Origin of the sequence: Rhizobium sp. P28RR-XV (genome assembly GCF_012641385.1) — a bacterium.
GTDB lineage: Bacteria > Pseudomonadota > Alphaproteobacteria > Rhizobiales > Rhizobiaceae > Rhizobium.
The window spans coordinates 1-12261 of record NZ_JABAIG010000026.1 but is presented as its reverse complement, the minus strand read 5'-3'; the positions used below and the strand labels follow the sequence as shown (position 1 = coordinate 12261).

The following is a 12261-nucleotide window of genomic DNA, read 5'->3' as shown; positions in this document are numbered from 1 at the left end:
CCCACATCGAGCCCTCAGCGAAACCCTCGTCAAGGCCATCACGAAATGACAGCCTCTCCGTCGTTTCTCGGCTTTCCATATCGCCTCGACGATGCCCTTTCGCCGCGCGTGGCGATCTTTGGGGCCGGTCATGGCAGCACCTATCCCGGCAAGGACAGCAGCGGCTATCTCCTTGCCGCTGACGCGATCCGTGCAGCAAGCCAGGATGACGCCGCACTCGTCGAACATTGGGATTTCGATCTCGGCGGCCCGCTGTTCGACGGCAAGCCGGCCTGCTGCATCGATGCCGGCGATATCGCGACCATCATGCATGACAATGCAGGCAACCGCGCTCGGATCGAGGCGAAGACGCGCGAGATGCTGGCATTGCCTGTCGTGCCGATCCTGCTCGGCGGCGACTGTTCGGTAACCACGCCTTTCCTCGCCGGCTTTGCGGATCACGGGCCGGTTTGGATTTTGCAGATCGACGCCCATATCGACTGGCGCGACGAAGTATATGGCGAGCGCTACGGTTATTCGAGCCCGATGCGCCGGGCGAGCGAGATGCCGCATGTCGCCGGAATGGTGCAAGTCGGCCTTCGCAGCGTCGGCAGTGCGCGTCTTGCCGATATCGAGGCTGCACGGTGCTACGGCAGCCATTTCGTGACTGCCCGCGAAATCCATGCCCAGGGGGTAGACGCGGCTCTCCGGCATATTCCGGAGGGAGCGCATGTCGTCGTCACCCTGGATTGTGACAGTATCGATCCCGGTATCATGCCCGGCGTCGCGGCGCGGACACCCGGTGGCCTCACCTACACACAGATCACCGATCTGATCGCCGGCCTCGGTAGGCGGGCGAAGATTGCGGGCTTCGATCTGGTGGAACTCTATCCTCCCGCCGATATCGACGGTCTGTCGGCCCTGACGGCGTCGCGCATTGTCGTCAACGCGATCGGCGCCATCGTCCGGCAGGTTTGAACCCAGTCGGCTTCCCGCAAGCATAGCGGCCATGCGAGACCTCGTTCGCGGTCGATCCGATTGCGAGCGCTGATACCGAGCCTTTCGCTTCATCGGCCTTGGTCGTGCCCATGCATCGATGGCCTATCGCGACTAGCTTACGACGCCCGGGCGATCTCGAAGAGCTCACGTCACATTAAATCGCCGTCCGGCTGACGACGCCGGTTGACTCCGTCTTCCGTTCGATGTGGCGGTATACCATAATAATGAATACAAAAGCGGGAACGACGGATCGCTGGAGACATGCGATGACCGGCAGCGCCTCCTTTTTGTATCAATAAGTCATTGTTGTAACTGTTAATTCTTCATATGCACCGCGACCTTTGATCCGTCTGCTCAAAGTTGCTTGACAGTTTGGTATTATGGCATACCATCACATCTAATCCTAAACGGGAGTGAGCCATGAGCCTTCAGATCCGAAAAACTGTCCTGCAGATCGAAACGACGCTTGTTGAAGGGGGCAGGGCAGCGGCCGCGCCTTTGAAGCTCTTTTCGGCATGCGCGATCGTCAAAAATCCCTGGGCCGGCCGCGGTTTTGTCGAGGATCTCAAGCCGGAGATTCACGCCGCCGCTCCTGTGCTCGGCGAATTGCTCACCAAGATGATCATCGATGCGGTGGGATCGGGTGAAGCGGTAGAAGCCTATGGCAAATCGGCCGTTGTCGGTCTCGATGGCGAGATCGAGCATGCATCCGCGCTGATCCACACACTGCGGTTCGGCAATCACTATCGCCACGCCGTCGGCGCCAAGTCCTATCTCGCCTTCTGCAATACGCGCGGACCGGCCAATGCGCCGGTCATGATCCCGCTCATGGACAAGAATGATGAAGGTCGTCGCTCGCACTATCTGACGATCCAGACGTCGATACCGGATGCGCCGGCGGCCGACGAAATCGTTGTCGCGCTCGGCGCCTCGGTCGGCGGTCGGCCGCATCATCGCATCGGCGACCGTTACCAGGACCTCAAGGATCTGGGACAGGATGTCGCCAATCCGGCCGGCGTGTGAGAGATCGAGCGTCTGGATGCCGGCGATGGAAACCATAGACCAGAACAAGGCGGATCATCTCAATACGGAAGGCTTGCTCCGCAAGCATACGGCGCGTGGTACTGCCTATCATGAAGTGGGCAAAGGCGAGCCGCTGGTTCTGATCCACGGAGTCGGCATGCGGCTTGAAGCCTGGTTGCCGCAGATCGCGGCTTTTTCCCGGAGCCATCGTGTCATTGCCGTCGATATGCCGGGCCATGGCGAAAGCGTTGCCCTGTCTGTCGGCAGCAAACTGGAGGCCTTCGTCGCCTGGTTCGGCGGCTTCCTTGATGAGATGGCGCTCAGTGAGGTCAGCGTCGCCGGCCATTCGATGGGCGCGCTCGTTGCCGGCGGGGCGGCCGCCACCTTCGGCGAACGGATCAAACGGATCGCCTATCTCAACGGCGTCTACCGCCGTGATCCCGAGGCCAAGGCGGCCGTACTTGCGCGTGCGGCGGCAATAACGCTTGTCGGTGTCGACAAGGAAGGCCCGCTGCTGCGCTGGTTTGGCGATGATGCTCAAAGCGCGATGGCGCGCGAACTGACGCGCAACTGGCTGAGCCTTGTCGATCCGCAAGGATATGTGACGGCCTATGCGGCTTTCGCCGGTGGTGATGAGACCTATGCCGATCGCTGGCCGCAAGTGCAGGCGCCGGCACTGTTCCTGACGGGCTCGGACGATCCGAATTCGACGCCACTGATGGCCGAACAGATGGCGGCGGCGACGCCCAAAGGCTGGGTACGGATCGTCGAGGGGCACCGCCATATGGTGAACCTTACGGCACCTGAAATCGTCAATGAGCTGCTCGCCGAGTGGCTTTCATGCGGGGAGGACGCAAGATGACGACGCAAGATTTCGATCCACGGGCGTTGCGCGACGCCTTCGGTGCATTTCCGACCGGTGTTACGGTCGTGACCGCGCGTGATCAGGCGGGCCTGCCGATCGGCTTTACGGCCAACTCCTTCACCTCGGTATCGCTTGACCCGCCGCTTCTTCTTGTCTGCCTGGCAAAGACCTCGCGTAATTTCGAGGCCATGACGGGCGCCAAGCATTTTGCGATCAACGTGCTGTCGGAGGCGCAGAAGGCCGTCTCCAACACCTTTGCGCGGCCCGTCGAAGACAGGTTCGCCGCCGTCGAATGGAATTCGGGAGCTGATGGCTGTCCGATCCTTTCCGATGTCGCTGCCTGGTTCGAATGCGCCATGAACCAGGTGATCGAAGCCGGCGACCATGTTGTCCTGATGGGGCGCATCGTCTCGTTCGACAATAGCGGCCGCAATGGCCTGGGCTATGCCCGAGGCGGCTATTTCACGCCGATCCTGGCGAGCAAGGCGGTCTCCGCTGCCGCGGAAGGCAATATCGAGCTGGGTGCCGTCCTCGAGCGCGACGGCGAGATCCTGCTGCTTGGGGATGATGTCCTTGCTCTTCCGGATTGCGAGGGTAGCGAGGGAAGCCCCGCCGACATTCTCGGTCAATACCTGCAGGCGCTGACCGGTCTCACGGTAACCGTCGGCTTCCTCTATTCGGTCTATGAAGGCAAGAGCGACGGCAAGCATCATATCGTCTATCGCGCCTTCGCTTCGCAAGGCGAGCCGCGCCAGGGCAGGTTCCTGAAGCCGGATGCGCTGAAGACTGCGCGCTTCAAGACGAGCTCGACAGCCGATATCGTTTCCCGCTTCGCGCTGGAAAGCCAGATCGGCAATTTCGGGGTCTATTTCGGCGACGAGACCTCCGGCATGGTGCGTCCGGTCTCGGGGAAGGCGGTGCAAGCATGAAATTTTCTCTCTTCGTTCACATGGAGCGCCTCGACGCGAGCCAGACCCATAAGAGCCTCTATGAGGAGTTCGTCGCGCTCTGCGAGATTGCCGACAAGGGTGGCATGCATGCGATCTGGACGGGCGAGCATCACGGGATGGATTTCACCATCGCGCCCAACCCTTTCGTGACGATCGCCGATCTGGCGCGGCGGACGTCGCGGGCAAGGCTGGGCACGGGAACGGTGATCGCGCCGTTCTGGCATCCGATCAAACTCGCCGGCGAAGCCGCCATGGCCGACATCATCTGCGACGGCAGGCTCGATATAGGCATTGCCCGCGGCGCCTATTCCTTCGAATATGAACGTCTGCTACCGGGTCTCGACGCCTGGGGTGCCGGCCAGCGCATGCGCGAGCTGATCCCGGCCGTCAAAGGCATCTGGAAGGGGGATTACGCCCATGAGGGCGAGTTCTTCAAATTTCCATCGACCACCTCGGCGCCGAAGCCGCTGCAAGAGCCGAACCCACCGATATGGGTTGCGGCGCGCGACCCGAATTCGCATGAATTTGCCGTCGCCAATGGCTGCAATGTCCAGGTGACACCGCTCTGGCAGGGCGATGACGAGGTCGAGGCGCTGATGGGGCGCTTCAACGATGCCTGCGCGAAGAACTCTCACATCGAGCGGCCGAAGATCATGCTTCTGCGCCATACCTATGTCGGCTCGTTCGAGGACGACATAGCGCGGGCCGCGCATGAGCTTAGCGTCTACTACAATTACTTCTTTGCCTGGTTCAAGAACGAGAAGCCCATCCATCAGGGCCTGATCGAGCGCATCCCGGAAGAAGACATTCGCGCCAACGCCATGCTGTCCGAAGCAGTCATGTGCAGCAACAATGTCGTCGGCGATGCCTCGACCGTGATCGCCCGGCTGAAGAGCTATGAGGCAATGGGCTACGACGAATATTCCTTCTGGATCGACACCGGCATGTCGTTCGAACGCAAGAAAGCTTCGCTCGAACGCTTCATCGCCGAGGTCATGCCGGCATTTGCGGAGTGAACCCCATGCAGCACTTCCAGTATTATATCGACGGCGAGTTCCTGGACGGGGAGGCCCGTTTCCAGAGCATCGATCCCGCGACCGGTAACGTCTGGGCAGAAATGCCGGAAGCGCGCGAGACCGATGTCGACCGCGCCGTCGATGCCGCCGAGAAGGCGCTTTACGACGGTCCCTGGGCGAAGACGACGGCGACGCAGCGCGGCAAACTGCTTTACAAGCTCGCCGATCTCGTTGCCGCCAATGCACAACGGCTTGCCGAGTTGGAAACGCGTGACACCGGCAAGATCATTCGCGAGACCTCGGCGCAGATTGCTTATGTCGCCGACTATTACCGCTACTATGCCGGCATCGCCGACAAGATCGAGGGCTCTTACCTGCCGATCGACAAGCCGGACATGGATGTCTGGCTGCGCCGCGAGCCGATCGGCGTCGTCGCCATGGTCGTGCCCTGGAACAGCCAGTTGTTCCTGTCGGCAGTCAAGATCGGGCCGGCGCTTGCGGCCGGCTGCACCATGGTCGTCAAGGCATCGGAGGATGGGCCGGCACCGCTCCTGGAGTTTGCCCGCCTCGTTCATGAGGCCGGCTTCCCGGCCGGCGTCGTCAATATCGTCACCGGTTTCGGCCCTTCCTGCGGCGCGGCACTCGGGCGCCACTCCAAAGTCGCGCATATCGCCTTTACCGGCGGACCGGAGACGGCACGCCATGTCATCCGCAACTCGGCCGAAAATCTTGCCTCGACGTCGCTGGAGCTGGGTGGCAAGTCGCCCTTCATCGTCTTTGCCGATGCCGATCTCGAGAGTGCCGTCAATGCGCAGGTTGCCGGGATCTTCGCGGCGACGGGCCAAAGCTGCGTTGCCGGCTCGCGCCTGATCGTCGAGCGCAGCGTCAAGGACGCATTCCTGTCGATCCTCAAGCGCAAGGCCGAGGCCATCCGCATCGGCTCGCCGCTCGACATGGCGACCGAGGTCGGCCCGCTTGCCACGAAGCGCCAGCAGGATCATGTAGCGGCTCTTGTCGAGAAGTCCATCCAGAGCGGCGCCCGGCTCGTCACCGGCGGACAAAGGCCCGATGGCATGGGCTATTACTTCCCGCCGACGATCCTGGATTGCGATGGCGTCAGCTCGCCTTCCTTGACCGACGAATTCTTCGGGCCGGTCTTGTCCGTCGTGTCTTTCGAGACCGAGGCCGAAGCCCTGAGACTTGCGAACGACACCCGCTACGGGCTGGCTTCCGGCGTTTTCACCCAGAACCTCACGCGCGCCCATCGCCTGATGAAGGGAATTCGTGCCGGTGTCGTCTGGGTCAACACCTACCGCGCGGTATCGCCGATCGCGCCATTCGGCGGTTTCGGCCTCTCCGGCCACGGCCGGGAAGGTGGGCTTGCGGCAGCGCTCGATTACACCCGCACCAAGACCATCTGGCTTCGCACGTCAGACGATCCGATCCCCGATCCCTTTGTCATGAGGTGAGGCCGATGTTCTACGAGATCCGCACCTACCGGCTGAAGAACGGCACGATCCCGCAATATCTAAAGGTCGTGGAGGAAGAGGGGATTGCCATCCAGAAGGCGCATCTCGGCAATCTCGTCGGCTATTTCTACTCGGAAATCGGCACGATCAACGAGATCGTCCACATCTGGTCCTATGCAAGCCTTGACGATCGCGAGGCACGGCGCCAGCGACTGGCTGCCGACCCTCAGTGGCAGGCTTTCCTGCCGAAGATCCGCGACCTGATCGAGGTGGCGGAAAACAAGATTATGAAGCCTGCCGGGTTTTCTCCAACGGGATGAACGGCCGGCCGCATAAGGCATGCCTCCAAAGACTGAAAAAAAGGACAAGGGAACATGAAAGCAAAAATTGCACTCGCGGCCTTTGCCGCAATGATGGCCGCATCCATGCCTGCCAAGGCCGACACCATGGTCTTCACGAGCTGGGGAGGAACGACGCAGGATGCGCAGAAGGTCGCCTGGGCCAACCAGTTCACGGCAAAGACCAACATCGGCGTCATGCAGGACGGCCCCACGGACTATGGCAAGCTGAAAGCGATGGTCGAAGCCGGCCAGGTCAGCTGGGACGTTGTCGACGTCGAGGGCGACTATGCCGCGCAGGCTGGGAAAGACGGCCTGCTCGAAAAGCTGGACTTCTCCGTCATCGACAAGTCCAAGCTCGATCCGCGTTTCGTCAGCGACTATTCGGTCGGCAGTTTCTATTATTCCTTCGTCATCGGATGCAATGCCGATGCCGTGAGCGCCTGCCCGAAGACCTGGGCCGATCTCTTCGATACGAAGAAATTTCCGGGCAAGCGCACCTTCTACAAGTGGTCCGCGCCGGGCGTGATCGAAGCGGCGCTCTTGGCTGACGGCGTTCCCACCGACAAGCTTTATCCCCTCGATCTCGACCGTGCGTTCAAGAAGCTCGATACGATCAAATCGGATATCGTCTGGTGGTCGAGCGGCGCGCAGTCGCAGCAGCTTCTGGCATCGGCGGAAGCACCCTTCGGCAGTCTCTGGAACGGCCGCATGACGGCGCTCGCCAATAGCGGCGTTAAGACGGAGACCTCCTGGAGCCAGAACATCACGGCGGCGGATTCTCTCGTCATCCCCAAGGGCGCGCAGAACCTGGAGACGGCGATGAAATTCATCGCGCTTGCGACCTCGGCACAGCCGCAGGCCGATCTGGCAAAGGCCACGGGCTATGCGCCGATCAATCTCGACTCGGCGAAACTGATGGATTCGGAGACGGCCAAGACCCTGCCGGACCAGCAGACGGCGAGCCAGGTCAATGCCGATATGAGCTACTGGGCCGCAAACCGCGATGAGATCGGCAAGAGGTGGTACGCCTGGCAGGCAAAGTAAGGGACGACTACGCCACCGCGGATTAAGGTCCGCGGTGGGGCAATGCGAGGTCCGGGCCTACTGGCGGCGATCGCTGCGCGCAGGCCCCCTGGTGGGAAGGAATTGCCATGTCGACATATATTGACGTTGCGGACGAGGCTGCACCGGCACGCAAGGCGGCAAAGCCCAACGGATTTGTCCAGGTGGCTCCGGCTCTCGCCTTCGTGACGATCTTTTTCATATTTCCGGTCATCGCGCTGCTCCTGCGCAGCGTGCTGGAACCGGCATTCGGCTTCGGCAATTATGCCGAACTGCTGGGATCCGAGACCTATCTGAAGATCTTTGCCAACACGTTCATCGTGTCGGGCCTCGTCACCGTCATATCGCTGCTGATCGGCTTTCCCGTCGCGTGGACGCTGGCGATCATGCCGACGCGCTGGTCTTCGGTAGTCTTTGCGATCCTGCTTCTGTCGATGTGGACCAACCTGCTGGCGCGGACCTATGCCTGGATGGTGCTCTTGCAGCGCACGGGATTGATCAACAAGATCCTTGTCGGCATGGGGTTGATCGACAAACCGCTCGCTCTCGTTAACAATCTCACCGGCGTGACGATCGGCATGACCTATATCATGCTGCCCTTCATCATTCTGCCGCTCTACGGCATGATCAGGAAGATCGATCCGGCCGTGCTGCAGGCGGCGGCACTTTGCGGTGCGAACCGTTTGCAATGTCTCATCCGTGTTCTCTTGCCCCTTGCCGCTCCCGGCATGATGGCGGGCGCCCTGATGGTGTTCGTCATGTCGCTCGGCTACTACGTGACGCCTTCGCTCTTGGGTGGCACGGCGAACATGATGCTGGCAGAACTCATCGCGCAATTCGTGCAATCCCTGGTCAACTGGGGCATGGGCGGAGCGGCTGCTTTCGTCCTGCTTGTCGTCACCTTGTCGCTCTATGCCGTCCAGCTGCGGCTGTTCGGCGTCCAGAATACGGGAGGGCGCTGAGATGCTGTTGAATTTCGACCGCCTTGGTTGGTGGAAATATGTGCTTCTCGCGATCACGGTTCTCACATCAGCCTTCCTGCTGCTGCCGATCCTCTTCATCGCAGCCTTGTCATTCGGCTCCTCGCAATGGCTGATCTTTCCGCCGCCGGGCTGGACCTGGCGCTGGTACACGGAACTGCTTTCCGATCCGCAATGGCTGGCGTCCGCCTGGACGAGCTTCAAGATCGCGACGATCGTCACGATACTTTCGGTACTGCTCGGCTTGGTGACCTCCTTCGGCCTCGTGCGCGGAAAATTCCTGTTTCGCCACTCATTGAAGGCGCTGTTCCTGACGCCGATGATCCTTCCGGTCGTCGTCTTCGCCGTTGCCCTCTACGCTTTCTTCCTGCGGATCGGGCTGGGGGGCACCTTGATCGGCTTCGTGCTGTCGCATCTTGTCCTGGCGCTGCCCTTCTCCATCCTGTCGATTTCCGGCGCGCTCGAAGGCTTTGACAAGTCCATTGAGGATGCAGCCGTGCTCTGCGGCGCATCTCCGCTCGAGGCGAAGATCAGGGTCACGCTGCCCGCCATCAGCCATGGATTATTCTCGGCAGCCGTCTTTTCGTTCCTGACATCCTGGGACGAGGTGGTCGTGGCGATCTTCATGGCAAGCCCGACGCTGCAGACGCTTCCGGTCAAGGTCTGGGCGACGCTCCGGCAGGATCTGACCCCGGTCGTCGCTGCCGCCTCCACACTTCTCATTCTGTTGACGGTCATGTTGATGACGCTGGCCGCGATCGTACGCAAGGTTCTGAAATCATGAGCGAATCCCTCCTGAAGATCAAAGGTATCCGCAAGGAATACGGCCCCGTCGTCGCAGTCCACGACGTCAATCTCGAAGTCAAGCGCGGCGAGTTCCTGACCTTTCTCGGCCCCTCCGGATCGGGCAAGAGCACGACGCTCTATATCCTGGCCGGTTTCGAGAATCCGACCAAGGGCGATATTCTGCTGAATGGCGAGACGCTGCTGTCGACGCCGTCGCACAAGCGCAATATCGGCATGGTGTTCCAGCGCTATACGCTGTTTCCGCATTTGACCGTCGGAGAAAATATCGCCTTTCCGCTCAAAGTCCGTCGCAAGTCCAAGGCCGAGGTCGACAGCCGCGTTAAGGAAATGCTGCGTCTCGTCCGGCTCGAAGGCTTCGAGGATCGCAAGCCCGCGCAGATGTCGGGCGGCCAGCAGCAGCGCGTCGCCCTTGCCAGAGCCTTGGCCTACGATCCGCCGGTGCTGCTGATGGACGAGCCGCTGTCGGCGCTTGACAAGAAGCTGCGCGAGGAGATCCAGCACGAGATCAGGCGCATCCACCAGCAGACGGAAGTAACAATCCTCTATGTCACGCACGATCAGGAGGAGGCGCTGCGGTTGTCGGATCGCATCGCCGTCTTCTCCAAGGGCGTCATCGACCAAATCGGAACGGGACCAGAGCTCTACGCAAATCCGCGCACCCGCTTCGTGGCCGAATTCATTGGCGACAGCGATTTCATCTCCTGCCATCTGCTGTCTTCGGACAATGGCCAGGCGACGATCTCACTCGGCGACAAGACCGTCTTCGAAAGCATTCCGGTTCACGGCCGGCCGACATCGGGCAGCAAAGCGGCATTGATGTTGCGGCCGGAACGCATCCGCCTCGGGCGCAAAGCGAGCGCGAACAAGGGCCTCAGCGCGACCGTCAACGACATCACCTTCCTCGGCAACAACGTGCATGTGACGACCCGGATCGCCGCCGGCGAAACCCTGTCCGTTAGGCTGCCTTTCGGCCACGAGGCCATCTCGGGCTTGAGCCGCGGCGACAATGTGCATCTGGAGTTCGATCCAGACGCTGCCCATGTCTTTTGCTAGAGCCGGACGATTTTAGGTCGAATTGACCTAAAATCTGAATTCGCTTTAGAATCAAAGAAGGAGAGCGTGATGTCGTCCGAAAACCGCCTACACTTTTCGGCATCACGCTCTTGCGTGTCGCGCAGAACCGTTGCGATAACGACAGGCCTTGGGTTTGGTCGGCGGCGGGTGCTTCCCGATCACAGGTTTGACGGGACTGGCGCTGACTTTGTTCTCTTGCGGCCTTTCGATCCCGTTCGGCGGTCGCGGATGTGGAACCCAGGACCGTCGATATCCATATGGGCCATATCCGCCGAGCGCTTCGTAGGTTTGGCCCTGATCTTATTCGTACTGTTCGCTCGCAAGGCTATGCCTTGGGTCCGAATCTGATTGCGGAAAGTGAAATAGCTCTGGTCATCAAGGGCGAGCAAGCCAACGTTAGTTGCGCAGTCTAAGGAAGATGCGCGACCAAAAACGATACTCTTCATCGTCGCCTTCGCACCAGGCAGTGAAAGCGCACCAGGCTGCAGCGGTCGGCGCCTGATCGCCGTGGAGTGCAATGATATCCTGGACAATTTGATGACTATTGTCTGCGACGTCCAATGCGGCACCATGGTCGCCGCCGATCGGGCGGGTTGTTGAGTTTCGTGACATGCAAAAGCCTCCTGCGTCCGGCGCAGGGAACAAAGATCGAAGCCGGACTTTGGTGCTCAGCGGCACATCAGTCGATATTTTCGACTGACTTCTGGCAGTCCATGGCATTTGCAAGCGGTAGTTTAGAGTAGAAATTCTTGTTCGAAAAAAAGCGATTCGGAACCTTCCCGATCAAGGCGAATTCACGCGTTACCGGAGCGCCGCTCGGCGTCTTCGATTTGTTGTCTCAACGCTTCAAGATGCGTCAGGCAAGCCTTTGCCACGCGGTCGATCAGGTCCGCTGTACGCCCTTGCAGCCAAACGAGCGCTTCTCGGCTGATTTCAAAGTGTTTTGAATAGCGTGCCTTAACATAGGCCTCGTTAAGGATATTGAACCACGCAATGAAGCGCTGCTGATCACGTGGCCATACCTCAATCAATTGCTGAGACTGACTTTCAGCGAGGCTGCGCAAATGTTTGATATTGTGGGCGGCGGGGCTGTAGTTGGTCAGAACCAGCAACAAGGTCGCATAGGTCTGCTCGATCGACTGATGCAAAAGGAAGGCCGCTTCTTTGAGTCTACCTTTCTCCTTAAAGAATTCAGCTCCCTCCGCGAAAGTCTCCGCGTGAGGCAGCCGATCCTCGAAATATTCCTTGGCAAATCTGTAAGCGTCGGCTGGGGGCAGCAGTCCTGGCGTGGCCAGCGGCTTGTCGTCAAATTCATAGAGAACGATGCCATCGCGGCGCAGGTCAACGAAGAAATACCGGCCTTGCTCCAGCAGAATATTCACCTCACGAAGCGAGTGCACGATGAAATTGACCGGCGTTTTGAACTCCTCTTCGTGCATGAATCGATTGGCCGCCCTTTGCCAGTAGCGGTCGAAATCGGTCAGCCTCTTATCGTTGACGATGATCAATATGTCGAAGTCGGAACGATAACCCTTTTTCGTATGGGGTTCATCGACCCAGCCGCCGCGGGGTAGAATAGGCGACTAGCGCCGTGCTGCCTCACGGCAGTCGGTTTCTAGTCGCCTTTCACCGAACCGGACGTGCATCTTTCGTTATGCATCCAGCTCTCCAGAAGACGTGGCAAAGTCAGGCAAGT

At 60.1% G+C, this 12261-nt stretch carries 13 protein-coding genes and 1 pseudogene; 12 read left to right on the top strand and 2 right to left on the bottom strand.

What is annotated here, in order from left to right; genetic code table 11:
* The first annotated feature begins 45 nt into the window (after positions 1 to 45).
* The 12 genes and pseudogenes from HGP12_RS32375 to HGP12_RS32320 form a co-directional block, all read left to right on the top strand.
* The gene (locus HGP12_RS32375; RefSeq protein ID WP_168844005.1) at positions 46 to 957 is read left to right on the top strand and encodes an agmatinase; all 912 of its coding nucleotides are present in this window, start codon (positions 46 to 48) and stop codon (positions 955 to 957) included.
* A gap of 441 nt (positions 958 to 1398) precedes the next feature.
* Positions 1399 to 2001, top strand: a complete 603-nt coding sequence (locus HGP12_RS32370) for an amino acid synthesis family protein (protein ID WP_168844004.1) — start codon at positions 1399 to 1401, stop codon at positions 1999 to 2001.
* A 25-nt stretch (positions 2002 to 2026) separates the two neighbouring features.
* The gene (locus tag HGP12_RS32365; protein WP_205926787.1) at positions 2027 to 2863 is read left to right on the top strand and encodes an alpha/beta fold hydrolase; all 837 of its coding nucleotides are present in this window, start codon (positions 2027 to 2029) and stop codon (positions 2861 to 2863) included.
* The gene (locus HGP12_RS32360; RefSeq protein WP_168844002.1) at positions 2860 to 3795 is read left to right on the top strand and encodes a flavin reductase family protein; all 936 of its coding nucleotides are present in this window, start codon (positions 2860 to 2862) and stop codon (positions 3793 to 3795) included. Before HGP12_RS32365 ends, HGP12_RS32360 begins: the two co-directional genes overlap by 4 nt.
* Entirely contained in the window at positions 3792 to 4832 is a 1041-nt protein-coding gene (locus HGP12_RS32355) for an LLM class flavin-dependent oxidoreductase (protein ID WP_168844001.1), read from the top strand. The genes HGP12_RS32360 and HGP12_RS32355 overlap by 4 nt, the downstream gene beginning before the upstream one ends.
* Before the next feature lie 5 nt (positions 4833 to 4837).
* Positions 4838 to 6301 (top strand): aldehyde dehydrogenase, encoded by a 1464-nt coding sequence (locus HGP12_RS32350; protein WP_168844000.1) that lies wholly within the window; start codon positions 4838 to 4840, stop codon positions 6299 to 6301.
* 5 nt (positions 6302 to 6306) lie between these two features.
* The gene (locus HGP12_RS32345; RefSeq protein WP_168843999.1) at positions 6307 to 6621 is read left to right on the top strand and encodes an NIPSNAP family protein; all 315 of its coding nucleotides are present in this window, start codon (positions 6307 to 6309) and stop codon (positions 6619 to 6621) included.
* Positions 6622 to 6675: 54 nt separating this feature from the next.
* Positions 6676 to 7686, top strand: coding sequence for an ABC transporter substrate-binding protein (locus HGP12_RS32340; RefSeq protein WP_168843998.1), 1011 nt, complete (start codon positions 6676 to 6678; stop codon positions 7684 to 7686).
* Positions 7687 to 7793: 107 nt separating this feature from the next.
* On the top strand, positions 7794 to 8666 hold the full coding sequence (locus HGP12_RS32335) for an ABC transporter permease (protein ID WP_168843997.1): 873 nt from the start codon (positions 7794 to 7796) through the stop codon (positions 8664 to 8666).
* Position 8667: 1 nt separating this feature from the next.
* Entirely contained in the window at positions 8668 to 9468 is an 801-nt protein-coding gene (locus HGP12_RS32330) for an ABC transporter permease (RefSeq protein ID WP_168843996.1), read from the top strand.
* Positions 9465 to 10544 (top strand): ABC transporter ATP-binding protein, encoded by a 1080-nt coding sequence (locus HGP12_RS32325; RefSeq protein WP_168843995.1) that lies wholly within the window; start codon positions 9465 to 9467, stop codon positions 10542 to 10544. The genes HGP12_RS32330 and HGP12_RS32325 overlap by 4 nt, the downstream gene beginning before the upstream one ends.
* 245 nt (positions 10545 to 10789) lie before the next feature.
* A pseudogene (locus HGP12_RS32320) lies at positions 10790 to 10978 on the top strand (winged helix-turn-helix domain-containing protein); the annotation flags it as partial.
* Here HGP12_RS32320 and HGP12_RS32315 read toward each other — a convergent pair.
* Together HGP12_RS32315 and HGP12_RS32310 are read right to left on the bottom strand one after the other, a co-directional pair.
* A complete protein-coding gene (locus HGP12_RS32315; RefSeq protein WP_168843994.1) occupies positions 10962 to 11177 on the bottom strand; it encodes a hypothetical protein in 216 nt (71 codons plus the stop codon). The pseudogene HGP12_RS32320 and the gene HGP12_RS32315 overlap by 17 nt on opposite strands.
* Positions 11178 to 11359: 182 nt before the next feature.
* Positions 11360 to 12073, bottom strand: a complete 714-nt coding sequence (locus HGP12_RS32310) for a HEPN domain-containing protein (protein ID WP_409526878.1) — start codon at positions 12071 to 12073, stop codon at positions 11360 to 11362.
* Positions 12074 to 12261: the final 188 nt, after the last annotated feature.

Bases quoted from the DNA above. Each gene is read 5' to 3' on its own strand.
- HGP12_RS32315 (WP_168843994.1), bottom strand. From the start codon at position 11,177: ATGTCACGAAACTCAACAACCCGCCCGATCGGCGGCGACCATGGTGCC.
- HGP12_RS32365 (WP_205926787.1), top strand. From the start codon at position 2,027: ATGGAAACCATAGACCAGAACAAGGCGGATCATCTCAATACGGAAGGC.
- HGP12_RS32360 (WP_168844002.1), top strand. From the start codon at position 2,860: ATGACGACGCAAGATTTCGATCCACGGGCGTTGCGCGACGCCTTCGGT.
- HGP12_RS32345 (WP_168843999.1), top strand. From the start codon at position 6,307: ATGTTCTACGAGATCCGCACCTACCGGCTGAAGAACGGCACGATCCCG.
- HGP12_RS32325 (WP_168843995.1), top strand. From the start codon at position 9,465: ATGAGCGAATCCCTCCTGAAGATCAAAGGTATCCGCAAGGAATACGGC.
- HGP12_RS32375 (WP_168844005.1), top strand. From the start codon at position 46: ATGACAGCCTCTCCGTCGTTTCTCGGCTTTCCATATCGCCTCGACGAT.
- HGP12_RS32330 (WP_168843996.1), top strand. From the start codon at position 8,668: ATGCTGTTGAATTTCGACCGCCTTGGTTGGTGGAAATATGTGCTTCTC.
- HGP12_RS32355 (WP_168844001.1), top strand. From the start codon at position 3,792: ATGAAATTTTCTCTCTTCGTTCACATGGAGCGCCTCGACGCGAGCCAG.
- HGP12_RS32335 (WP_168843997.1), top strand. From the start codon at position 7,794: ATGTCGACATATATTGACGTTGCGGACGAGGCTGCACCGGCACGCAAG.
- HGP12_RS32340 (WP_168843998.1), top strand. From the start codon at position 6,676: ATGAAAGCAAAAATTGCACTCGCGGCCTTTGCCGCAATGATGGCCGCA.
- HGP12_RS32350 (WP_168844000.1), top strand. From the start codon at position 4,838: ATGCAGCACTTCCAGTATTATATCGACGGCGAGTTCCTGGACGGGGAG.
- HGP12_RS32370 (WP_168844004.1), top strand. From the start codon at position 1,399: ATGAGCCTTCAGATCCGAAAAACTGTCCTGCAGATCGAAACGACGCTT.